This is a genomic window from Methanocalculus chunghsingensis (assembly GCF_018132105.1).
Lineage (GTDB): Archaea > Halobacteriota > Methanomicrobia > Methanomicrobiales > Methanocorpusculaceae > Methanocalculus > Methanocalculus chunghsingensis.
Map to the genome: position 1 here is coordinate 134,448 of NZ_JWHL01000001.1, position 25,084 is coordinate 159,531.

Below are 25,084 nucleotides of genomic sequence, written 5' to 3' on the forward strand. Positions count from 1 at the left end.
GGCTACTTTGTTATGGTGGAATAATGGTGGGGAAACGCTTCAGGTGACTGATGGATTATTCCGATCTCAGTTCGATACCGACTGCGTGATCGTGATCAGGTTTTCTGTGTGGAGGATGTCGTTATTCCGGGGGATCTATGTGGCTGGTCTGGGTTTCTCAGGCCTGATCTGATCTCACATTGCGCAGAATTGCTATTCTGCGCAAAAATAACAACAAATTTCTACTGAAAAATTAAGCTTATATTAGGTTTAATTTCCCAAAATATCTCTAACTTATGGTTTTTTAAGTTCATGTCTGTCTCTTCGTATCTTCGACAGATTCTGTCTGTTGATCTCTCTGTACCATGGTTGTCCTTGCTGGCTATCGGTCATTCCTGTGGAATCAGATCAGCTGACGGGTATATAAAGGATCGCTATATTGTCGATATAATCGATCATTGGGTGCAAAAGGTATCATCATAGGGCCCTTCCTGAGATCATTGCTATATGGGGTGATATGAGGGTGATCTTTTTGGATCCGCGGGGTGGGCTGGTATGGTTCTCTCCTCAGATCCTGTGTTCGGTTCAGTGCGATCTTCGGGGTCGGTCTTCACCTGGGGGTATCATTCCGATCGTTCTGCCGTAGTGAAGGTGAGATCATGGTGCAGTGATAGCTATGCCTCTCTATTATTCCCGGCTGCGATGATGGATATTATTGGTACCTGTTATTGGGTGGTTGTTTGGCATTCTGGGCAACTTTCGGTCTGATACTATAGATGCGAGATGAGGCGGGTGTTGATCGTTGAAAACATGATCCATTGATCTGGGCGTGTGGAGAAATGATGTGGATGAGATGGTGTGTGATATGTTTACCTGATGGGTGCAAATGGGGGTGTCGCTATCAGCGGGTGTCAGATCTCCTTAACGATTCTCCCTGGACTTGGATTGACGATTTTTTTATTGGCAGGGGCTGTTGTCGGGAATGGTTGCCTGACTTCATATCTGCTCTTCGGGTCGGGGTGAGTTATCTGGTTGGAGTTGTGTCTTTTGTGATGTCTCACGCGGCATCTCCGTCCTGAGCCCGGCTGTCTTTGATTATAAGGGGTCCGATGATCTCCAATTGTAATCGTAAGCCGCTGGATTTCGCAAACATACGTGTTGGGATTGCAGAATCGTGGTCTTTGTATTCTGATGGTTTCAGGGCGGTGTTCCCGGTTTGTTCATATCGTTGTTCCTTCTCTGCTCTTCGGATCCTCTCCTGTTAATGATCTGAAAATTGCCTTGTTTTGTGCATTATTGGTGGGATGAATGTTCGTGCATCTACGAAATATATTACCTATAAACCATATGATGCTATATCTATGAAAATGCACTTTATCATCATTTCTCGGATCTTCTGGCCCTGATTCGGCACTGTGGATGAACCTGTACATTCTCGGGAAATTCTGCGCAATATTTTAATCTACGAAGAACCTACTCTTTGTATGGCCCCCCGCCAGCGCACGCTCTCTCTCTGGATTCAACGGTATATCAATCACCTGACGATGCGAAACTACTCAGAAAAGACGCTGGATACTTATCGGAGGGTGCTTCAGGACTTTTGTGCGTATCGCAGCGGTGCTGTGGGAGACGAGGATCCCTCTATTGAAACGGATGGGTATGAAATAACTGACTTTCTGGCACAGGCCTCTGCGATGCGTACACTGTCCGCAACGACGATGAACCGCTACCTCTCTACCCTGAGTTCATTCTTCACGTTCCTTGTCGGGCAGAATATGCTCGAGAGCAACCCGGTTCTCGGAGTGGATCGTCCGAAGATCAAGGATAGGGAACTGCTCTATCTGAAACATAATGATGTCGTCGGTCTCTTACACCGGATCGAAGATGCGCGAGATCGCCTTCTTATCAGGACGATCTATTCGACAGGTGTCAGGGTCTCTGAACTCTGCGGGATTACTATCGAGCATATCGACTTCACTGAAGAGACAATTCGGATCCGGGGGAAGGGAGGAAAGATCAGGACAGTCTTCATCGATCCGGAGACTCTCAATGCCATCAGATCCTTTATTGCAGGCAGGGAAGATGGCCCTCTCTTTGTTGGGCAGAAGGGTGCTCCTCTCTCCCCACGAACGGTCCAGCACATCTTCCGGAAGTACGCCCCTTCCGGCATTACCCCACACAAGATCCGGCATAGCTATGCCAGTGAGCTCTACCGGCGATCAAAGAACCTCAGGGTCGTCCAGGAGAACCTCGGTCATTCCTCTATTAAGACGACAGAGGTCTACCTGCATACTGATCTTGAGGAGCGTCGCCGGGTCTATCAGGAGCACTTTCCGTTATCTGAGTCGACCACCTTGGACTGACGTCGCCGGCCTCCCGACTCTGATCGTAAAAAAATCTATTCTCTTTAAAAATGGTTTTATTTATCCATCAGAGAGGAGCACACCGCCTTTTGCGATACTATCGCGGGGGAGCTCTTCAAAGAGAATAATGATCGCAGATGCATCAATCCCGAATGTCTCAGCAACCGTCTCTGCAATCTTTGAGGCAACAACACGTTTCTGTTCAGTTGAGCGCCCTTCGGCCATCTGTATGGTTATTACAGGCATATGTATACAGATGAGGAGTACCGATAAAGGTATTTTTATTTGATATGGGTCAGTCTATCTCTATTCTCTGTTTCCTCACCACTTTCTGCTCCGCCTCCCGTCTTTGACCCACCTGATCGTTGCAGACTGGATATAGAGGCCAAGGAGTGCACAGATGAGCCCTATCACTGTGAATGCGATGATGGAGCGGACACCTGCATCTGCGGCAATCGGGAAGTCGGGAACATTGCTGATAGAGAGGAGATAACTGCTTGCCCCATAAATGATCGTCCCGATTGCACCGATGAAGAAGGGGAGGATAACAACTCTGCCGAGGTTCTCACGGTCATTTAAGATACAGTCGATGATCTTTCCACCCATCGCAACAAGCCCTGCCCCGACAAACCACCATACTGATCCAAATATGAAAGCAGCGATAAAGAGGAGTAATCCTGCTTCTTCTGAGAGTGGATAATAGACGAGGAGGCTTGTGAGGCCCATGATAATACCAACAATGGAGATGAGCGCTGCTGAAATATAGGCCACAAAGCTGAAACTTCCCTTCTGAAATGATTGCTGCAGACTTGAAATGAGGTACCCAAAGAACTCATCGATTCCAAAACCCTTGAAGAGGAGATAGGTTCCAACAGCTCCAACAACGATGAAGGTGGCCATATCGGGTCGTCCAACCAGGTATGCAGCAGAGTAGAGCAGCATCGCAAGGCCGATTGGAACCAGGACGACCCGGGAGATCTTCGGATCATCAAGGAATTTCTTCAGGATGTAATATGTCCCCTCAAGGTTGGGCATCTGCGTGACGATCACACGCCGTACACTCTCTACAGGAATTCGTGACTGGATGATCGGGAGGACATAGTCATCCTCTGCGCCATCTGAGACGAGGATACAGGCATTAACACCTGTCTGTCTGACGATCTGGGTGATGGCATCGCCTATCCGCCGATCCCCCTCCAGCATATTCATATGGTCTCCTCCGATAATGGCGATGACGACATCTTCTCCTCTTTCCAGGAGGTCATCATAGGTCTTCACTGCGGAGAAGATTGCATTTACATCGGAGTCTTCAGGATCGACGAGTCCCAGTCTCGTTGCTGCCTGCAATGCCGCCTCTCTTCCGACTATCGGGCTTGCTATCTGAGCTTTATACCCGATGTCATCGTCGCGGTCTATGGCAAGAACAAGTGTCTTTCTCGTCTCCATTACAGATTAGATCAACCTATAAGGATAATAAGGTTATTTTTGCAGAATTTTTGAAAATCCTCTGACACAACCTGGTGATCCGGGGGTGCCCAACCGGATTCCCTGAAACAAAAAAAATTAGATGAGTTTTGATCTCTGAAGGAGGAGGAGGTCGTCAGTTGTGAGCTTTTCACCACTCTTGAAAGAGTTGAATATCTTCTCTGCTTCCATCCTGACGGACTTATTCTCTTTCACGGTTTTTACCTTCTTGGTCTTCGTCCGGACGCCGCTGATGACCTTATCATAATCGCGGAGTTCCTTCTGACACTCGATGAAGGATTTATGTTCTGCATCAGCAGATTCCTGTGCTTCAACAAATGCGCGGTGTCGGGCATCAGCCTCTTCACGTGACTTATCGGCCTTACGATAGCATTCTACCATCAGATCATGGTGCTGCTGTGCGAGATCGGCACTCTCCGTCACCTTGATATGGAGGTCTGAAGCGGCTTTTCTGAGATCCCTGGCGTCCTGCAGTTTTCCACGGATTTCTTTGTTCTGCTCAAGTTCGGCTTCCTGTTCCCGAACCTGCTGTTTCATCTGCTTAATCTTCTCAACGAGATCGCGCTCTTTGTCGGCACTCATCGCCTCGGTCTGCTGTTTGAATTCCAGAAACTCTATCTGCCGCTGGATATCCTTGACCTGGCCTTTCTTGATGTTGCCATGCTCTTTTTTGTACTCTTCAAGTTCTTCGAAGAGCACATTGGCCTTCTCGTTGAGTTCGTTCCGCTGGTCCTTCAGGGTAGAGACATCCTTGTTGCTCTTATCCCGAAGTTCTTTATGCTGCTGAGCCTCCTCAACAAACTGGCGCGTCTGGTTGTTCAGCTCATTCCGCTCGCGGGCATACTGGCTCGCGAGAGCATTGAGTTCATTCCTTCGCTCCTTATGCTGTTCAGATTCAGCGAGAATAGTCTTCCTCTTGTCTATGAGATCATTCAACATGCTCAACAATCCTCAAATGTCGATACAATTGCTTCTGGTGGCGATGTTCAGAGAACCATAATGAAGATCGAACTTTGGTATGGGTTTAATGAGAGAAAAAACAGATAAGAACGCGCCTACGTGATGCTGCAGGTGGATCATCATATTCAACCTCCGATACCAAAGTCATGTCTCTTCTCTTAGGTGCGAACACTCGCCTCTGCCAGAAGTATTGATACGACTTTCTATAAGAAATGGCTTAGAGTGGTATTAAAGATTTCGTAAAAGCCGGGTTGACGGTGGTCTTCCCGAAAAAAGTGAAGGTTTTGGTTACATTACCCAGTCTACAAGGCTTCCTGATCGATCGTCAGGACGCCTTCCTGCTGTCCGAAGCGGCATCTCCATCTTTCTATTGCCGGTTGATTGGGCTGAGAGGAATGGTCTGCCTCCGAGAATCTGTGGGCTCTGCACACCGGTCATGATAGCCATGACACGAATCTTTCCTTCATAGTCGTTCCTGACGCGGGCGCCCCAGATGACATCGGCATGTGGATCAAGCTCATACGTCAACTGGCTGGCAATCTCCTCTGCATCATGGAGAGTGAGGTCATTTCCCCCCGTGATATGGATGAGACATCCGGTTGCCCCACGGTAGTCGATATCGAGGAGCGGGTGGTCAAGGCATTCGCGGACGACACTTTCTGCTTTATTCTGCTGTTTCGTCTCTCCAACGAGCATCACTGCGAGGCCACCCTTGCTCATGGTTGCCCGCACGTCGGCATAGTCAATATTGATGAGTGATGGCTCGGTAATCGTCTCGCTGATCCCCTTTACCGTTTCTGAGATGAGCTGATCCATTACAGAGAATGCCTGGCCGAGCGGAAGGTTTGGAACAAAATTCTTCAGTCTGTTGTTATCAAGGACGATAACAGAGTCCGCGGCATTCCGGATGGCTTCAAGCCCCTCCTCGGCTTTGAGCATGCGCGCCTTTTCGACCTGGAATGGATAGCTGACCATCGCAACGACGATCGCACCCTGTTCCTTTGCAATCTGAGCGACCACTGGTGCAGATCCGGTACCTGTTCCTCCTCCCATACCTGCAGTGACAAAGACGAGATCTGCCGATTCGAGGAGCCCCTCAAGTGTGGGGCGGGCCATCTCTGCTGCGCGTTTCCCCACGTCAGGGAATCCTCCAGCTCCCAGACCTTTTGTAAGTGATTTGCCGATCAGAACGCGTTTATCCGCCTGAATCATGTCGAGGTGCTGTTTGTCGGTATTAATAGCGATCGTCTCAGCGCCTGCCACCTGCATATGGTGAAGCCTGTTGACGGTATTATTACCGGCGCCACCGCAGCCGATGATAACAATCCGCGGGTTGCCAAGCATCTCATCATCATCAATAATTGATGATTTTACACGGTCTTTTTCAATTTCTGCATTTTTAAGAGCTTCATTAATTATCGTCTGCATCTTATAACCCCTCTCTCTCAATATTAAACGATGTGACCTGATCGCTCTCCCGCATTACCCGATCTCCATGTCTTGATAAGAGCTCCCGCACTGCATATCGTACCGCTTCTGATACTGTTGGGAATTCGCCTGCTGAAACAAGTTTTTCCAGCATTTCGACCTGTTGCCTGGGTAATCGAATGGTGATCCTGTCCATCTTTCACCTCTGTCAGACATATGTCATATATTGCTATGACATATGTCCGACATTTAGTGTACATTTGTCTGATGAAGGAATCAGATGGTTTTAGATATATCGCAACTGCATATATAGTTTATGAATTTGATCTGAGCGAGGAATTACGTGGCTTTTCAGAACTGTTTTATTAGAATCCATACCAACAATCTTACGTATTATCCAGTGACTTTCTCTTTAATTTTTTATATTAACGGGTGATTATTCCGATGAAACCACAGAGGCTACCACTGAAACAGAGGCATGGAGGGGTTATCCGACGACTTCGTGCAGATGGAGCGGGAGAGGATCTCATCGACTTCAGTGCCAGCATGAACCCATATCCCCCCTCTATAGACTGGAAGCCTGAGTTATGTGATATTCTGGATTATCCTGATGATACCTACATTGAACTGAAAGAAGCGATCGGATCTGCCTTCTCGCGTGATCCCTCAGAGATAGCGGTGGGTAATGGATCAATTGAACTGATCAGGATCTATGCCCAGGTTTTTCTTTCACCCGGATCTGGAGCATTGATCGAGTCACCTACCTTTGGGGAGTATGCCCAGTCCGTTCTCCTTGCTGGTGGAAAGCTGGTCAAAGAGCCTGAAGATGCCACAGTTCGATATCTCTGCAACCCCAATAACCCGACAGGAAAGCTGCTTCAGAGAGAGGATGTTCGAAGTATCCTCCATGACTGTAAAGAGGCTGGCTCACGCCTGTTTCTTGATGAGGCATTCATCGATCTCGCTGATCCGGATGAGAGTATGTCGGATCATCGTGATTCCGATCTTTTTATCCTCAGATCCCTCACAAAAGCATTCTCTGTTCCTGGAATCAGATTCGGATTTGGGTTTTCAGATCCTGAAACAATCGAGGCTATCGAGACTGCCCGTCCGCCATGGACGGTTAACCGATATGCGGAAACATATGCAATTGAAGCCTTGCGCCATCTTCCTGATCTTGAACGTTCACGAAGGCTTATCGCAGAGGAGAGAGCTTTTCTTTCTGGATCGATACGATCCCTTGGTCTCTTCTGCCACCCGTCCTCGGTGAATTATCTTCTTGTTGATACCGGCAGGGATGCCGGCGAACTTCAGCATGCCCTCCTCAAGGCAGGCGTCCTTGTTCGGGACTGCACTTCTTTTGGCCTTCCCCAGTCGATCCGGATCGCCGTCCGACGTCATGAAGAGAACACTGTACTTATTGAGGCATTATCTGCATGCATGCACTGATTATGGCGGGGGGGGTGGGATCCCGCCTTGGAATGGGTGAAAAACCACTCGTCTGCATTGCCGGCAGACCGATGATCCAGTGGGTGATTGATGCATTTTCATCTGCGGGGTTCAGTCCTGTCGTTGTCTTATCCTCAAAGACGCCGTACACACGCAACTGGTGCCGTGTACATTCCATTCCTTTCATCGTCGCAGATGGGGGTGGCTACGTGGAAGATCTCATGTATGCTGTAAGGCTCTTGGAGGAGGAGGGGCCGGTCTTTACATCCGTCTCGGATATTCCCTGTATCTCGGTCGGAATTATCCGCGCGGTATATGAGACCTATTGTAGATCCGGGATGGAAGCCTGTTCCACCTGGGTTCCTGTTTCACTCTGCCGGGATATCGGCACAGAACCGCGCTACCAGTTTGAGATAGAAGGCGTCCCTTCGAGCCCTGTCGGGGTCAATATATTACAGGGATCAAAGATTGGAGAGGTTCAGGAAGAGCTTTGCCTTCTCCTCCATGAAAAGAAGCTTGTATTTAATGTTAATACACGATCAGAGCTTGCCCTCCTCGAAAATCACTTTCAATCAGTATTTTTTTGACTGCTTTCCCCCCTCGTGTACTATTTAACGAAACCTGCTGAGTACTAGATATGGACCATTCACGGGAGATAGAACTCGAAGGTCATATCATCGATTCGGGGATTATGACACGGGTATTTGATCGTGTCATGGATATGGGCGGCGATTTTGAGATCATCACCTTTGAGGTGGGGAAAAAGAAAAGAGATCCCAGTTATGCCCGGCTTCAGATTAGAGCGGATTCGGAAGAGCAGCTTCAGTCAATAACAAGTGAGCTTCACCGGTATGGTGCCCGGCTGATTGATCTGGATAATGTCAGGCTGATGCCTGCAGAAGCTGATCGTGTCGTTCCGAAAGGATTCTACTCGACGACGAACCATCCGACCTCTGTTCGGTACCGGGATGAATGGATCCCTGTTGAGCATATCGAGATGGACTGTACAATTGTCGTAGACGAGGTGACCGGGCGCGCCTTCTGCACACCACTGTCAAGACTAAAGAAAGGGGATTCTGTTGTCATTGGTGAGGAAGGTGTCAGAGTCGTCTATCCGGAGCGGCCACGTGAAACCGGTATGTTTGAGTTCATGCACGGTCAGGTCTCTTCCGAACGACCAAGTGCTACGATCGTCAGAAAGATAGCAAAGGAACTTCTGAAAGTCAAAGCTGCAGGCCTGAAGGTCGGCCTTGTCGGAGGTCCCGCTATCGTTCATACCGGGGCTGGTGATGCGCTTGCCACATTGATCCGCGAGGGGTACATCGACATTCTCTTCAGCGGAAATGCACTTGCCACTCATGATATTGAGTACAATCTCTTTGGTACCTCTCTTGGTATGAACCTGAAAACCGGCGAGCTTATCACTGGTGGCCATAAGCATCACATCTATGCCATCAGTGAGGTGATGCGTGCAGGTTCAATCGCTGCCGCTGTCGAGAAGCACGTCATCACCGGTGGTATCATGTACGAGTGTGTCAAGGCAGGGATCCCCTATATTCTCGCAGGATCAATCCGGGATGACGGCCCGCTCCCTGATGTGATCACCGATACTGTTGAGGCACAGGATCGGATGCGCGAGCATCTGGAGGATTGTGGGATGGTACTGATGATTGGGACGCTTCTTCACTCGGTGGCAGTAGGAAACTGCCTTCCGTCCTATGTGAAGACGATATGTGTTGATATCAACCCGGCATCGGTAACAAAACTGATGGACAGGGGAACGACTCAGGCGATAGGCGTCGTTTCAGATGCCGGCACATTCATACCGGCTCTCCTCGCAGCACTCAGTCAAAATATTAACGGGTGAGTGGCATACACCAGGGCATCTCATGCTCTCTGATATACTGCCATTCTTCCCTGCATCCGCACTCTTTTTCAAATGCTCTTCTGATCAGATCACGATCAAAGCTGAGCGAATACTCATCGATCGCCTTCTTAATATCCCGATCACAGTCCCCGCAGTTGTGTGGTCCCCGGATATACCCTCCCCCGACCGGGTCACAACTGACCTTCTCATCGGTTGAGAGGAGTATTTCAAGTGCACTCCAGAGATAGGGGGGGCGGTATGCTCCTTTTTTCCAGAGGTATTCAAGCTCCGTTCTCCTTTGGACCGTACAGAGGTTCATTGAAATAAGATCAGCATAGGGTGCAGCCTCGGTAATGGAGGTCTTCATATCAGCGACAGCCTCACTCTCGGTCAGAAAGAGCGGCTTTAACATAAGATATGCCTTGACGCCGACTCCCGCATCCCGGGCGATGGTGGTTGCGCTGATGAAATCGGCAAAGGTGAATCCTTTATCGATAGATTTCTCTCTGATGCTGTCATTCGTCGTTTCGAGGCCCATTGCAACATAGAGGGGCATCTCATGACTGCCGTTATCGATTCGATCAAGAAACGATCGTACCACATCATTTGTAACGTACTCCGGCCTGGTCTCAGCAATGACAATCTTTCCCCTGATGAGAGCGCCGAGGCGGTTTCGTACTTCAGAAGGTACTTCCACCGGATCAAAGAAACTGCCTGATGTGAATATCTTGACAAGGTCGTATGAATCGGATCGATAATTATCTTCGATCCACTGAATCTGGGCGAGCATCCGGCTGGTGAGCTCTTCTTCAGTCATCGCCGGGTACCGTTCGAAACGGTATCCGCACATCCTGCACCTGTTAAAACTGCATCCGCCGGATCGCAGGATGATGGTGAGTGTCTTTCTGATCTCGCCCCCGATGAGGTCTTCTCCCATCCATGAGGCAAGCGGTTTTTCTTCTCCACGGGATACCATTAACACCACATACTGATGATATCTCGATCATGAAAAAGATCGCACTCATGGTCATCCTGCTTATGCTCTGTGTCACGAGTGTTTCGGCCTACTCTTTTCAATTTATTGGTGAGCCGAGAGACTCCGGTAGTATAACGAGATATGTCGGAGAAACATTCATTCTGGAGGGAGTTTCGCCGAATATCCCTCCCGGCATCTCCATGACCCTGCATATCAGCGGTCCGGTAAGTTACTCGCGGGAAATTCCTTTTGTGATCCAGTCTGATGGTTACTTCTCAGTTCCTTTTGAGACGACGGGACTGCGGGAGGGTCCGTACCGGTTTGAGATACGACAGAACCCGAATTATCCTCTTGGATCCGGGCGCAACTGGTTTATCCTCAATCTTATTGATCGCAGCCTTCTTCTGAGGGCGGGCTCGCCCCTTTCACAGGAGTACACCGGGCGGCTCACTGTTGCCGGGACTGTGCAGGATCTCGGTACTGACGGGGTTGAGCTGCTTGTCACAGGACCTCCAGGAACCGTCTTTGGACCTGAATGGATTGCAACTGACAGTCAGGGGAGGTTCTCAAGGACTATTATGATCAATGAGGGTGGGATATATACCGCACGGATCTCGGATCGGAGGGGGCTGATTGGGACTCTTCGATACGATGCCTATCAGGAGACGGTCGTGACCCCGGTGCCGACGAGCCCGCCGGTTTCAGGCGGGGTTCTTTCAGCCAGCGCATCCTCCTCACGTGAGAATCCCGCGTACTTTGAAGTCAGGACGCAGAGGGGCCCGGTGACTCTCAGCACCTCGCGGGGGGTAGACTGGGTTGTTGAATATATCGATGAATCCGGTAGGATGCATATCGTCAACACGTTCGGTCCGGATCGGGCTGAGAGTGTCAGCTTTGAGGGATCTGGAGGCACCATCTACATCAGAATATACCCGACAGGTCCTGACTCTGAGCGGGTCTTCCTGTATGGTGAGAACGTCGCGTCCCTTTCAGTCAGCGATACCATCACTGCCAGGTTTGAAGATATCCCGGAATCGGACTTCGTTCCAGAAGAAGAGGCTCCTGTATCGATTATTGTGCCATTTTTTGCTCTTGCGATAATCCTCTTCGTGGTGGCGAAGAAACCATAATCTCTTATTTCATCACAGCATATATGTAAGTAGGCCGGGGTAGTCTAGTCCGGAAAGGCGGTGGCCTTGAAAGCCACTGGTGTCTCACCTCGGGAGTTCAAATCTCTCCCCCGGCGCCATTTTCACAATCTCTTCTCCAACATCTGGTCACATTCGTTCTCTTTATCCCTTCTCAGATACAAAAGAAGTATACGTGACAAATCATGTGTATCGCAGTGCCTGCAGAAGTAATAGAGATTCGTGACGGAAACCTTGGCCTGGTTGACTTTGGTGATCTTCAGCATGAAGTGCGGCTGGATCTCGTTGATGTCAAAGTGGGTGAGTTCGTCCTTGTCCATGTCGGTTTTGCCATCCAGCGGCTCTCCCGTGAGGAGGGGCTTGAAACTCGTGAACTGTTCCGGCAGGTCTATGAGGCTATGGGATCCTGATGCATGAATATAGCATAGCATACGACATCTATGCGACGGCCAGAAGAACAGCTCTTGATCATAATGCGACTGTTGTTCGCCGAATTACCGTATCGTTTGGCGAGATGGCGATGATCAATCCAGAACAGGTCTGTTTTCTCTTTGGTGCCATAGCAGAGGATGACCCGCTTCTTTCTGGTGCAGAACTCGTCTATGAAAAAGTCCCTCCCCGTACACACTGCTCCTGCGGTTATGAAGGGAGTGAGATTTATGTCTGCCCGGAGTGTGGAACACTTCCTACGATCGTCTCTGGAAAAGAGATCGTTGTGAAGAATATCGAGATAGACAATGGTGAGTAAATTGAATGTCAATCTGATGCATGGAGCTGGCGGAGAGGTGATGGGGGAGCTCCTGAAGACGCTCACCGCCTTTAAAAATAATAATGCAGGTGGCCTGGGCCTTGAGTCACTTGATGATGGCGCAGTTATTCCGGTTAATGGGACAAATATTGTACTGACAACTGACTCGCATGTTGTCCGTCCGATCTTCTTCCCTGGCGGTGATATCGGCAGGATCTCTGTCTGCGGAACGATTAATGATCTAGCAGTGATGGGCGCACGGCCCATCGCCCTCACCTCTGCTATGATAATTGAGGAAGGGTTTGAGATTTCCGGTCTTGCCCGAATCGTCGCCTCCATGGATCAGGCCCTCGAAGAGGCAGGGGCAGCAATCGTGACCGGGGATACGAAAGTTGTTGAGCGGGGCTCCCTCGATGGTATTATTATCAATACGGCCGGGATCGGTATTGCAGACCGGCCAGTACGTGACAGTGGTCTGAGAGAGGGCGATCAGATCATCGTCTCCGGAACCCTCGGTGATCATGGTATCTCCATTCTGGCATATCGTGAAGGGTTTGATCTCGGTGATCAGCTCAGGTCCGACGTGGCACCTGTCTGGGGAATGGTGGATCTCGCACTCCGCGCTGGTGAGATCCATGCAATGAAGGATCCGACACGTGGCGGATTTGCCGCTGCCATCAATGAGATGGCACGAAAGAGTGGCGTTTCTATCCTCCTTGATGAAGAGCAGGTACCGATTCGTCAGAGTGTCCGCTCTGCAGGCGAGCTTATGGGTATCGACCCACTTCAGGTTGCAAATGAGGGGAAGGTCGTGATGGGCGTTCCCGCAGCGGATGCAGAGGCCGTGCTCGCTGCCATCAGATCTCATCCTCTCGGTCGTGACGCATCGATCATCGGTGAGGTCGTCACAGGTTCTGATGTTATTATGAGGACGAGCATCGGCGGTGAGCGGTTCATTGAGCCGCCACTTGGTGATCCGGTACCACGGGTATGTTAGATCTCGTCCTCAGGAACGCCACCCTCCCTGAGGGGAGGGTGGCTGATCTCTCTTTTCAGAATGCAAGACTGGTGCATATCGGCAGTGCCGGCAGATCAGATCAGGAGATTGACTGTACCGGCCTCCTCTGTATTCCGGCTGCAACCGATATTCATGTCCACATGCGGGGCGGAAGCCAGTCTGCCAAGGAGGACTGGCGAACCGGTTCGATGGCCGCCCTTGCAGGTGGTGTCACGATGGTTGTGGATCAGCCAAACACCATTCCACCTCTTCTGAATCAGGAACGGTACTTAGAACGGGTTCGGGAAGCGAAGAAAGATTCCCTCTGCTCTTTTGCTATCAATGGCGGTATATCTCCCGGTGTTGATCCGCTCCCCCTCTGGAGGGCGGGAGCGATGGCCTTTGGTGAAATCTTCGCTGCACCTTCCAGCTATGGTGATGCACTGACACTGGAGGAACTGAAGCAGGCCCTCCATGAGGTTCATGCCTTTGGGGCACCTGCAACAATTCATGCAGAGGAGGTAAGCCCCGGTACTCCGGACTCACTTCTCGCTCACCATCATATACGATCCCCCGAGGGGGAAGTCAGGTCGCTTCAGCTGATACGGGATATCCTTCCCCCGGGGATGAGGCCTCATATCTGTCACATCAGTTCACCCGCCTCTCTCCCGGTGGCTCCGGGATCAAAGGAGGTGACGCCCCATCACCTCTTCCTCTCGATCGAACAGTTTACTCCTGATGATACCTTCGCAAGGGTGAATCCCCCTCTGCGCCCCGAGTCAGAGCGGCAGGCTCTCTTCGCTGCATGGGACTCCATCGACATCATCGCCTCGGATCATGCCCCTCATACGAGAGGGGAGAAGGCGGTAGCGTTTGCGGATGCCCCGTCCGGCCTGCCGGGTGTCGAGACGATGCTCCCCCTCCTGATGAATGAGGTGCGAAAAGGAACCATTACGCTCTCTTCTGTTATTGAAAAGACCTCTGTCGCCCCATGCAGGGTTCTGGGCATCCTGCCTGCCGGTTTTGCACCGGATCAACGGCATGACTTTGCCTTCTATCCGATGCAGGCGGAGTCGATCAGATCGGAGAACCTCCATTCACGGTGTGGGTGGACACCATATGAGGGAATGGTCGGGGTCTTTCCCGAACTGGTCATTCAGTATGGGGAGGTTGCGTACTATCACTCAGAGTACGCAGGTATCCCCGGCCGCTATCTCGCAGGGAGGGGTTATCAGGTGGGAGAACAAATACAATAGTGTGCCAATATATGCGCATTCATAGGTCCCCGGGTGATCAATGTGACGTACGTCATGAGATGAGCCACGGGACAACCCGTCTGCGCGACAGGCACCGCCCGGTGACGGGTTTGATATGGGAGGGACGGCAGAAGCCACCGATGACCTCTATCAGTTATCACCGGGCGACACCTACCCTCAGATGAGTATGCCCTCTTTTACCGATGCAATCCGCAAGGTCGGTTCCGGTCTACATATCAGCTGTGAAGTGCAGGCTGGTGGACGGGAGAATCTTTTCCCGTCGGGATATAATTGTTGGCGAGGAACAATTGGGATCACCATTACAGCCCCACCCGTCGATGGCAGAGCCAATGCCGCGATCATCCTTCTTATAGCAGATGTGATGGGGGTACCACGCTCATCGATCAGTATTGTTTCCGGACATCACTCAAACAGGAAGGTGATCCGCATCGATGGATTGAGTCTCTCCGACTGTATACATACTCTCGATCCACTCTTTGAATGATATTTATTATTTTGGATTGTTTAAAATATATATTTGATTTATCTTTACGGGTTACTTTAAGTAATCGTAACTCTTTATAGATATCACCTATGATCAGGCAGACAAATAAGAGCATGATCGATGGGGGTGCGATTCCATGTATTCACCTGATACGACTAAGTATCTTATTCACATTCATCTTGAAACAGAGGGGGTGGTCGAAAAACCCGATGTAGTCGGTGCCATATTTGGCCAGACTGAAGGGTTGCTCGGCGAAGACCTCGATCTCCGGGATCTCCAGAGGACCGGACGAGTCGGACGGATTGATGTCCAGATAATCAGCAGGAGGGGAGAGACCACTGGTGATATCTTCATAGCTTCTTCTCTGGACAGGGCAGAGACTGCTATTCTGGCTGCATCACTTGAGACGATCGACAGGGTTGGCCCCTGTGTATCTCATGTCCGCGTGGAGTGTATCGAGGATATCAGGGTTGCCAAACGAAAGAAGATCATTGAACGGGCAAAGGAGCTTCTCCTTGATGCCTTTGATGAAGACTCAATTGATTCCCAGGATCTCCTTGATGAGGTACGCGAATCGATACGGATTGAGAAGATTCGTCTTATTGGCGATGATCGTGTACCGGCGGGTCCGAATGTCGAAGACTCTGATGCGATCATCATTGTTGAGGGTCGTGCGGATGTCCTGAATCTCTTGCGGTACGGAATTAAGAACAGTGTCGCGGTTGAGGGAACAAATGTACCGGATATCGTCGTCTCTCTCTGTGAAAAGAAGACAGCAACCGTCTTTCTGGACGGGGATCGTGGAGGAGAGCTGATCCTCAGGGAGCTTCTTCAGATAGCAGATATTGACTTTGTCGCGTATCCGCCACGGGGAAAGAGCGTTGAGGATCTCAGCAGGAAAGAGATCGTCAAGGCTCTGCGGAACAAGGTTCCGGTTGAGTATGTTCGCGATAATATTGAGCGGGAGGCACGGCGAAACGGATCAAACCAGGATATTCGTCCGACTCTCTATCCGGATCCCCCGCTCCCCCCGGAATCTCCGCCTGTTCAGGAGTCTGATGATCCATCACTCCTTTTCAGTCCCTCTGATGAGGCGGGCAATGGTCTTTCAAGCCTTGGCGGCCATATCAGGGCGATAAAGGGAAGCGGGCTCTTACGGGTTCTTTCACCGGATTTCTCCACTCTTGGTGATTATCCTCTTGAGGCGTACAAAGAAATTCTTGAAGAGTTGAGTGGGGAGACTGCCGGGATAATCATCGATCAGCCGGTCAATCAGCGAATTCTTGATCTTGCAGCAGAGAAAGGTCTTGAGTTTATAGCTGCCCGGGAATTCTCCGGGATCGTCAAGAGACCTGCAACAGTACGTATGGTAAAAATATAGAACTATTTAAATCTTTTTTTTTGATCCATAGGCTTTTATTTTTAGCATCCCCACCGTACTACCTGGTGACATGTATGCACAAAGATGAGTTGATCGCCCTCCATCAGATGTTGTCTGAAATTAAAATGCACTTCGAAGAGCTCCATAAGGAAATACAATTCTCGGATTATAATGCTCTTAAGATCAACCCCTCACATGTTCATAAGAGTAAACTTGAACATAAATATGCCATCTTTATCCTTGCTACCGAATTAGCAAATGCTATGAGTGATGTTGATTTTGCCTCTTCAGGCCGGATTTCAACGCGAATGAAAGAGCTTGCTGAGCGGACATTAAAAGAGATTGAGTGTGCTCAATGAGCAACCGGTCTGGTGAGCGGTGGTAACTCTTCTATCTCATTTTATTCTCTTCTGAAACCAAATATTCTGCAAGGAGCTCTGGTATTGGAGCAGCCATACAATGCCAGTTTGGTGTTCCGTTTACCTCCAGGACGGTATAGCCGTCTTCAGTTTTGAGGAGATCGACACCACAATAATCTATTTGGACTGCCCGGGCTGCAGCCTCTGCAATCTCCCGCATCCTGCTATCTATCTCAACCGGAGTGCCAACTCCTCCCTGATGAATATTATGGGTCAGGTGCGGGGATTGCCGGTAAATAGCACCCGCTGCTTTGTATCCTATCACAAAGATACGGAAATCCCGATCATTTCTGATATATTCCTGAACATAGTAAGGTGGATCTGCGAGATCCCCAATATCAGAGAAGAGAAAGATGCCATCCCCGTCAAACCCGTACACTGGCTTATAGACGGCTTTTCCATGTCTCTGGAGAAATGTATCGACATGTTGCCTGGATGCGGTAAAAAGCGTCTCTGGGGTTGGCACATCATGGTGTGTGAGGAGGGCTGAGGTGAGTACCTTGCTCGCACAGGTTGCAATCGCTTCCGGTGTGTTGACAAGTCGGTTTTTCAATGCAAGGGCCTTTATGAGTTCAAACTCGACACCGTCCTGACGGATTCCACAGATCCAGATGAGATCATTTCTGTATTTGATTGAGAAAGGGTCCAGATCCCGTAATAAGAGGATCTCATATTCTGCGCCCATAGCTTCAAGAGCGTTAATGACCATCTGCGTGGAGTTGTCATCCTGGGTATCAGTCGGTTTTGGAACAATTCGAATCATTGTCTTCTACTCAGTCGTTATTTAAGGGCAATGCGTGTTTTTTCCAGACCTCTTCACGCCAGACAGGACCGCTGTTGTATGTGCAGAAGGGGATGATCCTGCCATCCGGAGTGGCATAATGGATACAGCAACGGCTCACTCTGTCAAGATCATAATTATGATTGTCCATGAAATGCATCGTGCCGATGAAGAGTGCATTCCAGTGGAACTTCCGAAGTGCATCGAAGTTCTGATGGATCAGTGCATCTGCAATAAGTCCATGGAAATCAATTTTAAAGTTGCTATCCTGATTCAGGGATTCCTTCAAATTCCTGACCCCTTCTAGAAGTGCACGGTATTTGTTGATACAACCTCCCTTCTTCATATTGTCAGAAATCATCTCAATGGATGAGAAGAACCTGTCTACATCAACCATTCTGTTGACAGGAACCATTTCATTTTCAGTGACAAAGAGGTATGTGGCTGCGCCACAATGAGGGTGAGCGGTAAACTGTATCTGTGGACGATCTGTATATGCCTTCACCAGGTCAATGATCGGCCCGACGCAGGGGATTGGATAGAAGTCACGAGCTTTCAGGATACCTTCGGTCTGATCCTCAATATCATGGAGGAGGTCAGGTATGGTAATACGTTCCTTCAGCATCTTCTCATCGGTTGCGGCACCGGTAAATGCAACAGGCTGGAAATTTACCCCTCGAATAACATCAACGTTTTCGGCGGCAAATCTGATAATTGCACCAGCCTCATGGTCATTTTTCCCGCCGATTATTGTGGGGACGAGCACCACACCGATCTTTTCTCTTCGGCAGTTCCCGATTGCTTTTTTACTTATCAGAAGAAGGGGATTTGTCTCCCTGGTAACCCCATCAAAGTGGAGGTATATCGTTGAAACTCCGGCTCGTTTCAGTTTCCCGGCAAGGAATTCATCCTGTGCGAGTTTGATGCCGTTTGTTGCGACCTGAACCTGTTTGAATCCCAGTTCCTTGGCCATTCTGATGATCTCAGGGAGATCTTCACGCATCGTTGGTTCTCCTCCGGATAACTGAACGGCTGGGGGGGGAACGGGTTTCTGATCTCTGAGGCGACGGAATATTGCAATGATCTCGTCAAATGTCGGCTCATAGATAAAACCACACGCGCGTGCATTTGCAAAACAAAAGTCACAGTTCAGATTACATCGGTTTGTAAGATCAACATTGGCAAGAAGTGTTCCTGAGTGGTGTTTTTCACAGATGCCACAGTCGAGAGGGCACCCTTTGCTCTCTTCCGGCTCTTTTGTAGTGGTTATTCCCTCTCCGATGGTATTATACGTATCAAACCGGCGAAACATTTGGGCATCAGACCAGTAGAGCGACCTGAAGGGGCCATGTTCCGGACAGATACGGTGAATCCAGATCGCATTGTCCTCTTCAATGAGATCTGCATCAATCACCACTCTGCAGACAGGGCAGATGCTTTTTGTTCTTTTTATCTTCATTTTTCTATCACCGGTACGTCTCTGCAATGTAGTATGGGATACAGTATTTTTAAACCTTCCACCATAGTACTTGGTATATGAGCAGTATCAGTATCGATTCGCTCCTTATTATCCTTATTTCCGCGCTTTGGGTGATGCTGCCAGCATATGTTCCAAACCCGGTAGCTGCGGCAACCGGTGGTGGATACCCTATTGACGGGGGGCGGTACTGGCGTGATGGACGGAGAATTTTTGGCGATGGAAAGACATGGCGGGGTCTCTTCATAGGTATTGGTGGTGGCCTGTTCATCGGCTCTCTCCAGATAGCGGTTCAGTCATATCCGGCTCTTTCGTCTCTTCCTGAGCATACCCTGCTTTCTGTACTCCTTCTTTCTGCCGGAGCTCTCCTTGGGGATCTTGGAAAGAGTTTCTTAAAAAGGAGACGAAATCTTGAAAGGGGAGCCAAATGGCCTGTTGCTGATCAGTATGACCTTGTCATCGGGGCGTCTATCCTGCTGGTCCTCTTCAATCTCTCATGGATTATATCAACTATCACTCTCCCGATAGCTCTGGCAATTCTGATCATCACCCCACTTCTTCACCGTGGGGCAAATCTTCTTGGCTATGCACTTGGCATTAAAGAGGTACCATGGTAATAGATCTCCGGGAACTTCTCATCAGGTTCCGTGCAGTTGAGTTTGGGGAATTTACCCTTGCTTCCGGACAGAAGAGCTCATATTATGTGGATGTCAAGCAGGCTGTGACCCAGCCTGAACTTCTTTCTGCTATCGGCGCGATCGTTGCAGAAGAGTATGACTTTGACTGTATCGCAGGTGTTGCCGTTGGGGGTGTTCCCCTGGCTGTTGCCGTCTCCCTTGCCTCCGGGAAACCGTATGCGATCATACGTGCAACCGGAAAAGATCACGGGAAGGCAGATACCATCATTGGTAGTGTATCAGGAAAGCGGGTTCTTCTTATCGAGGATGTGACGACATCAGGTGGATCTGCCGTGTATGGTGTTCTTGAATTACGAAAGGCAGGAGCAATAATTGATCAGGTGGTGACGATCGTTGATCGTGAGCAGGGTGCAGAAGCATCGCTTGCTGAAGATGGAATTTCGCTCTTACCTCTGCTCAGGGTGAGCGCACTCTTTGAGTGATATTATATTAGTAGGGGTGTGTCAAATACATGACCATGCAGTATCTGGTTGTAGGCGGTGGTGGACGGGAGCATGCACTGGCCCAGGTGATCTCATGCGACCCTGAGGCCGTCCTCTATGCCGTAAACTCGAATAATAATCCTGGTATCGCTTCGCTCTCCAGGGAAACCCTGGTAAAAAAAGAGACTGATACGGATGCTATCGTATCCTATGCAAAGGAGAAGCGTATCGACTACGCTGTCATCGGACCAGAAGCGCCGCTGATGGCGGGTCTTGTCGATGCGCTTGCAGAGATTGGTATTGGTTGTCTTGGCCCCACACAGGCAGCAGCGCGGATAGAGACAGACAAAGCGTTCTGCCGGCGGTTAATGAAGGAGTATCGCGTTGATGGCCTCCCCCTGTACAGAATTTTTCATGATCATGATGATGCTGAAACATTCATCAGGGATCATGGAGAGGATCTTGTCATCAAGCCGATCGGCCTGACCGGTGGGAAAGGCGTCAAGGTGATGGGTGAACATGTTGATCAGGCCGGCGCAATTGAGTACATGCGATCCATCGAAGGCGGTGTCGTCATTGAGGAGCGTCTCCTTGGTGAAGAGTTTACGATGATGGCGTTTGTTGATGGCCGTTCACTCATTCCAATGCCACTTGTGCAGGATCATAAACGGGCATTCGAGGGGGATACCGGCCCGAATACCGGGGGTATGGGGTCGTATTCACTTCCTGATCACACTCTCCCGTTCGTCACCGATGCAGATTATGCTGCAGCCCTTCGGATCATGCATGATGTTGTTGCTGCACTCGACCACTCAGGTACAACCTACCAGGGTATCCTGTATGGCCAGTTTATGAATACCGCAACCGGTCCCAAGGTTATCGAATTCAATGCCCGATTTGGCGATCCCGAGGCGATGAACGTCCTATCGGTCCTCTCGTCCGGCTTCACTGAGATCATTGCCCGGGTTGCTGATGGAACGCTCAGGCAGTCTGATGTCCGGTTTGATCCGATGGCGACGGTCTGCAAATATGTTGTTCCAGCAGGATACCCGGATACTCCTGTGGCAGGAGATGCTATCGGCCTTCCAGCTGCATATGATGCACGCCTCTACTTTGCCAATGTCCGACAGGAAAATGGGACGATATATACACAGTCCTCACGTTCTCTTGCATTTGTCGGTATCGGGGATACCCTTGCAGATGCTGAGCGTTCTGCTGAGTCTGCGGCATCCAGGGTTACCGGAAATATACGGTACCGGTCAGATATCGGAAAAGAGGAGATCATTGCCCGCCGAATCGCCCATATGAAGGAAATACGATGAAACAGACAATTCTCTCAATTCTTGATCTCACAGCAGATGAGATCGATACCCTTCTTGATGATGCGATCCGCCTGAAGAAGGAGCGTGCTGACGGGGTGGCTCACCACCATCTTGATGGAAAGACCCTCGGGATGATCTTTGAGAAGTCATCGACGAGAACCCGCATCTCTTTTGATGTCGGGATGTATGAACTGGGAGGGTATGCCCTCTATCTCAACCCCCGTGATATGCAGCTTGACCGTGGTGAGGCGATCCCGGACACCGCCCGGGTCCTCTCACGGTACCTCTCAGCGGCGATGATCCGGGCGAACTCCCACGGATCTATTGAAATCTTCTCGGATTATTCGACGATCCCGGTCATTAACGGCCTCTCTGATAAAGAACACCCCTGCCAGATTCTTGCCGACCTGATGACACTGAAGGAGCGGTTCGGTGACCTCTCAGGTCTCCATCTAGCGTGGGTCGGGGATGGCAATAATGTCTGTAATTCACTGATTCTTTCAACAATACTGACCGGGATGAAGGTCTCTGTTGCTGTACCGCCCGGGTATGAGCCGGATCCGGATTGTATCAGGCGTGCTGAAGCCAGAGGGAATGTTACCTTCCATAAAACTCCGGAGGAAGCGGTGGCAGGTGCTGATGCAGTATATACGGATACCTGGATCTCAATGGGCAATGAGGATGAACATGATGCACGCCTGAAGGCGTTTGCGCCGTACAGCGTCACCAGCGCGCTCATGAGCAATGCTTCAGAGGATGCAGTCGTCCTCCACTGTCTCCCGGCACATCGCGGCTTAGAGATCACAGATGAGGTGCTTGATGGTCCGCAGAGTGCCGTCTGGGATCAGGCAGAGAACCGGCTGCATGCACAGAAGGCTCTTCTGGTTGCTTTGATCGGAAAAAGAGATTAATTAATAAACTTTTTTAGTTCCTCAAACATGTACGCCTCAACGCGTACAATCTCATCCTTCTTCCCACGGAATGCAAGGAGATCACGTTCATCTCCTTCCATGTTGGCGAAATAAAGAGGTTCACGGCGGTTTACGATCTCAACATCAAAGTTGGTTGCGACGTCGCGTATGATCGTTCTTGGTACTCCTGGTGGAATGATCAGGTCAAATAATTCTTCTTCTTCCATTGTTGGCTATCTCCCGATTTTGATCCTTTTGCTCATAATACATGGTCCTCCACGAACTCCGCCGAGAGGATTTTTCGGCTTTCCAAGGGAGTTCATACATCGTCCCATTAATGCGGCGCCGCGTGCCAGACCATCATCGACAAAGACAAGGTGGTCGATCGGATCGGAGAAGATTTCACGTTCGGTGATCCCTTCAACGATATAATCAGGCTTCTTTCCTGATATCACCGCCCGGCCTGTAAAGCCGATTGACGCATTCTCAGGTACCATCTTCTGTTCGATACAGATATCGATCATCCGCAATGCCATTCCGGCACAGACGCGATCGATCACCTCTGTCACAACAGGCAACTGGTATTTCGAATAGATCTCCGCACCAATCTTTTTGAGGTTGTCGATCCCGTCTCCATCAACACCGCAGTCACATCCGATCAATACGACCCCGGATTTCTCTGCAACATCCGCAAAGACCGGCACTCTGCCAAAACGTTTCCGATCAGATGGTACAACCCTGATGTCGATATGATCATGGCAGAGATCAACATACTCGTCTATCACTTTCTTATTCCTGCCAAGATTGAAGCGGCCACCACTGAATCCCTCTCCAAAGATGTCAAGTGCTGTTCCGGTTTTCTCCTGGACAAGACCTGTTCCCCGGACGATGGCATCAGGTATTGCGCCGGCAAGACCGCAGAAGTTCCCGATGGTCTTTGCAAATGGATTCTCAGCATCCCGGGAGACATCGCTTGTGATCCTTCCATCGAGGGTTGTTCCAAAATCAAGCGATAAACAGGGGTTTCTGAAGTCTACCGGTGTCCATTTCGCCCCCTCCTTGATCCCGGCCATGGCAAGCTCCCCCTCCATCTCGTTTGCCACCATTTCAACGCCGGTACTCCCGACAGGGGGGAGGACGCCCGCTACTGCACCGGTGAAGACGAGACGATCGGCATAGCTTGCTTCCCGAAGCTTTTTTGGAAGATTGTCAATCGACATCGGGGGGGTCATCTTCCGGGGAGGGACGCCCGCTTCCAGGCATCCGTTTGCAAGTGCGATGATGAAATCACCTATCTGTTCGGGCGATTCCATCGCCGCAACGACGCCGGTACTCCGCACAACAAAGTCGAGATCATCTTTGATGCTCAGGTTTGCCTCTTTATGGCACTGGATGAGCGTATCACGGACGAGTTCTGTGACCGACTCGCGTGTCAGTTTTGTCCCGTCAAGCGTTGCTCCAAAGATCTCCTCCCCCGGCTTTGGCGGCCGGACATCGCGACTCATACTCACCGTTTTATTGATCACATAGCAGGATCCGGTCTCCAGACTCGTTCCCGTCAGAATACATTTGGTTGTGGTATTTCCCATCTCGATGGATGCGACGATGAAGTACGGCTTGTTCTTATATTCTGGTATCACCATGCCGGCACCATGGGATATCGATGGTGGGGGCGGGCTATGAACGATGTGTGGTTTCTTCCCAAAGAATCGCTTCAAAAAACCGGCGCACATACTAATCGATACTCAAGGGAGAACAATATATCTTTCTGTTTCATGTTCAATGCAAGTCAGAATACTATCGTACTGAATATCAGAATGCATCCGATGATAATAGGCTGATGGATGAGATAGATGATAAGGGTGTTCCGGCCGATGAAGGCGAGTGTCTGTACCGGTTTACTCACCTCCCTTTGTACAATCTTCTCTGTATATCGGATGGATCCGGCTCCGATTCCAAGGAGAATAAGAGCAAACCAGGGGATGATCGGAAGATAGTCGAGGCTATACAATCCAGGGGTATGTATGCCAAGGGGGATGAGGTAGTCGGGGCCGGCAACCGGGTAGACCAAAGCCCAGATGATCAGGATCAGCGCCGCTGGAAGGATATTCCATCTGCCAAGCCTGAGAAAGGGAATAGCAAGGATCGTTCCTGCACCAATGAGATGCAGGATTCCCCAGATGATGAACCCCTCATGTGGATAGATCCATGTGGCAATGGTAATACCTGATGCGATGAGAAGGAGGAAGCCACCTCTGCGGAGAAGCGCTATGGTTACATTGTAATTATTACGCTTTCTTTTCAGTGATTCTACCTTCAGATGAAGTGATATTCCGGCAATGAAGATGAAGGTGCCAGCTATGGGAATTGCCGCATACCACATATCCGGATGGATGGTGTAGATCCCAAAATATGCGAGATCAAAGAGGATATGGTAGATGATCATCAGGGTGAGGGCGATTCCACGTGTGGCATCAAGAGCACTATCCCGGACTGCACCCAACCCCATAGG

The 25,084-nt window shown here is 50.0% G+C and carries 27 protein-coding genes and 1 tRNA gene; 17 read left to right on the top strand and 11 right to left on the bottom strand.

Going from position 1 to position 25,084, the window contains the following annotated elements:
- Positions 1 to 1,463 precede the first annotated feature (1,463 nt).
- Positions 1,464 to 2,342 (top strand): site-specific tyrosine recombinase/integron integrase, encoded by an 879-nt coding sequence (gene xerA / locus RJ53_RS00715; RefSeq protein ID WP_211529687.1) that lies wholly within the window; start codon positions 1,464 to 1,466, stop codon positions 2,340 to 2,342.
- A 60-nt stretch (positions 2,343 to 2,402) separates the two neighbouring features.
- Here the strand turns inward: xerA and RJ53_RS00720 are convergent, their stop codons facing one another.
- The 5 genes from RJ53_RS00720 to RJ53_RS00740 all read right to left on the bottom strand — a co-directional run bounded on the left by RJ53_RS00720 (position 2,403) and on the right by RJ53_RS00740 (position 6,411).
- Entirely contained in the window at positions 2,403 to 2,588 is a 186-nt protein-coding gene (locus RJ53_RS00720; RefSeq protein WP_211529688.1) for a tautomerase family protein, read from the bottom strand.
- Positions 2,589 to 2,663: 75 nt separating this feature from the next.
- Positions 2,664 to 3,788 (bottom strand): DUF373 family protein, encoded by a 1,125-nt coding sequence (locus RJ53_RS00725; protein WP_211529689.1) that lies wholly within the window; start codon positions 3,786 to 3,788, stop codon positions 2,664 to 2,666.
- A 117-nt stretch (positions 3,789 to 3,905) separates the two neighbouring features.
- Positions 3,906 to 4,766, bottom strand: coding sequence for a coiled-coil protein (locus RJ53_RS00730; protein WP_211529690.1), 861 nt, complete (start codon positions 4,764 to 4,766; stop codon positions 3,906 to 3,908).
- A 309-nt stretch (positions 4,767 to 5,075) separates the two neighbouring features.
- Entirely contained in the window at positions 5,076 to 6,215 is a 1,140-nt protein-coding gene (ftsZ, locus tag RJ53_RS00735) for a cell division protein FtsZ (protein ID WP_211529691.1), read from the bottom strand.
- A 1-nt stretch (position 6,216) separates the two neighbouring features.
- Positions 6,217 to 6,411 (bottom strand): ribbon-helix-helix domain-containing protein, encoded by a 195-nt coding sequence (locus RJ53_RS00740; protein ID WP_211529692.1) that lies wholly within the window; start codon positions 6,409 to 6,411, stop codon positions 6,217 to 6,219.
- 248 nt (positions 6,412 to 6,659) lie between these two features.
- On the opposite strand from RJ53_RS00740, the gene RJ53_RS00745 reads away from it, so the two are divergent.
- From RJ53_RS00745 to RJ53_RS00755, 3 genes are read left to right on the top strand one after another with little or no spacing between them, the layout of a single operon-like run.
- Positions 6,660 to 7,664: a pyridoxal phosphate-dependent aminotransferase gene (locus RJ53_RS00745; RefSeq protein ID WP_211529693.1), complete on the top strand. Its 1,005-nt coding sequence runs from the start codon at positions 6,660 to 6,662 to the stop codon at positions 7,662 to 7,664.
- Positions 7,652 to 8,251 (top strand): NTP transferase domain-containing protein, encoded by a 600-nt coding sequence (locus RJ53_RS00750; protein ID WP_211529694.1) that lies wholly within the window; start codon positions 7,652 to 7,654, stop codon positions 8,249 to 8,251. Before RJ53_RS00745 ends, RJ53_RS00750 begins: the two co-directional genes overlap by 13 nt.
- Before the next feature lie 50 nt (positions 8,252 to 8,301).
- Entirely contained in the window at positions 8,302 to 9,531 is a 1,230-nt protein-coding gene (locus RJ53_RS00755) for an ornithine cyclodeaminase (RefSeq protein ID WP_211529695.1), read from the top strand.
- Here the strand turns inward: RJ53_RS00755 and RJ53_RS00760 are convergent.
- Complete coding sequence (locus RJ53_RS00760) at positions 9,521 to 10,507, bottom strand: archaeosine biosynthesis radical SAM protein RaSEA (protein ID WP_211529696.1); 987 nt, start codon at positions 10,505 to 10,507, stop codon at positions 9,521 to 9,523. The two genes, RJ53_RS00755 and RJ53_RS00760, sit on opposite strands and share 11 nt — an antisense overlap.
- A 29-nt stretch (positions 10,508 to 10,536) precedes the next feature.
- Between RJ53_RS00760 and RJ53_RS00765 the strand changes: the two genes are divergently transcribed.
- The 9 genes from RJ53_RS00765 to RJ53_RS00805 all read left to right on the top strand — a co-directional run bounded on the left by RJ53_RS00765 (position 10,537) and on the right by RJ53_RS00805 (position 16,901).
- The gene (locus RJ53_RS00765) at positions 10,537 to 11,637 is read left to right on the top strand and encodes a hypothetical protein (RefSeq protein WP_211529697.1); all 1,101 of its coding nucleotides are present in this window, start codon (positions 10,537 to 10,539) and stop codon (positions 11,635 to 11,637) included.
- Positions 11,638 to 11,670: 33 nt separating this feature from the next.
- Positions 11,671 to 11,756 (top strand) — tRNA-Ser (locus RJ53_RS00770).
- An 84-nt stretch (positions 11,757 to 11,840) separates the two neighbouring features.
- Entirely contained in the window at positions 11,841 to 12,065 is a 225-nt protein-coding gene (locus RJ53_RS00775; RefSeq protein WP_211529698.1) for a HypC/HybG/HupF family hydrogenase formation chaperone, read from the top strand.
- Positions 12,065 to 12,403, top strand: a complete 339-nt coding sequence (locus RJ53_RS00780; protein WP_211529699.1) for a hydrogenase maturation nickel metallochaperone HypA/HybF — start codon at positions 12,065 to 12,067, stop codon at positions 12,401 to 12,403. The genes RJ53_RS00775 and RJ53_RS00780 overlap by 1 nt, the downstream gene beginning before the upstream one ends.
- Position 12,404: 1 nt before the next feature.
- Entirely contained in the window at positions 12,405 to 13,400 is a 996-nt protein-coding gene (gene hypE / locus RJ53_RS00785) for a hydrogenase expression/formation protein HypE (RefSeq protein WP_211529832.1), read from the top strand.
- The gene (locus tag RJ53_RS00790; protein ID WP_211529700.1) at positions 13,394 to 14,656 is read left to right on the top strand and encodes an amidohydrolase family protein; all 1,263 of its coding nucleotides are present in this window, start codon (positions 13,394 to 13,396) and stop codon (positions 14,654 to 14,656) included. Before hypE ends, RJ53_RS00790 begins: the two co-directional genes overlap by 7 nt.
- Positions 14,657 to 14,771: 115 nt before the next feature.
- On the top strand, positions 14,772 to 15,161 hold the full coding sequence (locus RJ53_RS00795) for a DUF167 domain-containing protein (protein WP_246495910.1): 390 nt from the start codon (positions 14,772 to 14,774) through the stop codon (positions 15,159 to 15,161).
- Positions 15,162 to 15,297: 136 nt separating this feature from the next.
- Positions 15,298 to 16,542 (top strand): DNA primase DnaG, encoded by a 1,245-nt coding sequence (dnaG, locus tag RJ53_RS00800; RefSeq protein ID WP_211529701.1) that lies wholly within the window; start codon positions 15,298 to 15,300, stop codon positions 16,540 to 16,542.
- A 74-nt stretch (positions 16,543 to 16,616) separates the two neighbouring features.
- Positions 16,617 to 16,901: a UPF0058 family protein gene (locus tag RJ53_RS00805; RefSeq protein WP_211529702.1), complete on the top strand. Its 285-nt coding sequence runs from the start codon at positions 16,617 to 16,619 to the stop codon at positions 16,899 to 16,901.
- 31 nt (positions 16,902 to 16,932) lie between these two features.
- Here RJ53_RS00805 and RJ53_RS00810 read toward each other — a convergent pair whose 3' ends face one another.
- Positions 16,933 to 17,724 carry an ATP-grasp domain-containing protein gene (locus RJ53_RS00810; RefSeq protein WP_211529703.1) on the bottom strand — a complete coding sequence of 264 codons (792 nt, stop codon included), beginning with the start codon at positions 17,722 to 17,724 and terminating at the stop codon, positions 16,933 to 16,935.
- A 10-nt stretch (positions 17,725 to 17,734) separates the two neighbouring features.
- Positions 17,735 to 19,201, bottom strand: a complete 1,467-nt coding sequence (gene tes / locus RJ53_RS00815) for a tetraether lipid synthase Tes (protein ID WP_211529704.1) — start codon at positions 19,199 to 19,201, stop codon at positions 17,735 to 17,737.
- 134 nt (positions 19,202 to 19,335) lie between these two features.
- Here tes and RJ53_RS00820 point away from each other — a divergent pair, with 134 nt between their 5' ends.
- The 4 genes from RJ53_RS00820 to argF are packed head-to-tail and all read left to right on the top strand — an operon-like array spanning position 19,336 to position 22,572.
- Entirely contained in the window at positions 19,336 to 19,836 is a 501-nt protein-coding gene (locus RJ53_RS00820) for a CDP-2,3-bis-(O-geranylgeranyl)-sn-glycerol synthase (protein WP_246495924.1), read from the top strand.
- Positions 19,830 to 20,339, top strand: a complete 510-nt coding sequence (pyrE, locus tag RJ53_RS00825) for an orotate phosphoribosyltransferase (RefSeq protein ID WP_211529706.1) — start codon at positions 19,830 to 19,832, stop codon at positions 20,337 to 20,339. The genes RJ53_RS00820 and pyrE overlap by 7 nt, the downstream gene beginning before the upstream one ends.
- 29 nt (positions 20,340 to 20,368) lie before the next feature.
- Positions 20,369 to 21,661, top strand: a complete 1,293-nt coding sequence (gene purD / locus RJ53_RS00830; RefSeq protein ID WP_211529707.1) for a phosphoribosylamine--glycine ligase — start codon at positions 20,369 to 20,371, stop codon at positions 21,659 to 21,661.
- On the top strand, positions 21,658 to 22,572 hold the full coding sequence (gene argF, locus RJ53_RS00835; RefSeq protein ID WP_211529708.1) for an ornithine carbamoyltransferase: 915 nt from the start codon (positions 21,658 to 21,660) through the stop codon (positions 22,570 to 22,572). The genes purD and argF overlap by 4 nt, the downstream gene beginning before the upstream one ends.
- On the opposite strand, the gene RJ53_RS00840 is transcribed toward argF, so the two are convergent.
- The 3 genes from RJ53_RS00840 to RJ53_RS00850 are packed head-to-tail and all read right to left on the bottom strand — an operon-like array spanning position 22,569 to position 25,081.
- On the bottom strand, positions 22,569 to 22,799 hold the full coding sequence (locus tag RJ53_RS00840; RefSeq protein ID WP_211529709.1) for a hypothetical protein: 231 nt from the start codon (positions 22,797 to 22,799) through the stop codon (positions 22,569 to 22,571). The two genes, argF and RJ53_RS00840, sit on opposite strands and share 4 nt — an antisense overlap.
- 6 nt (positions 22,800 to 22,805) lie before the next feature.
- Positions 22,806 to 24,305, bottom strand: coding sequence for a methanogenesis marker 14 protein (locus tag RJ53_RS00845; RefSeq protein ID WP_211529710.1), 1,500 nt, complete (start codon positions 24,303 to 24,305; stop codon positions 22,806 to 22,808).
- Between the two features lie 56 nt (positions 24,306 to 24,361).
- The gene (locus tag RJ53_RS00850; protein WP_211529711.1) at positions 24,362 to 25,081 is read right to left on the bottom strand and encodes a heparan-alpha-glucosaminide N-acetyltransferase; all 720 of its coding nucleotides are present in this window, start codon (positions 25,079 to 25,081) and stop codon (positions 24,362 to 24,364) included.
- Positions 25,082 to 25,084: the final 3 nt, after the last annotated feature.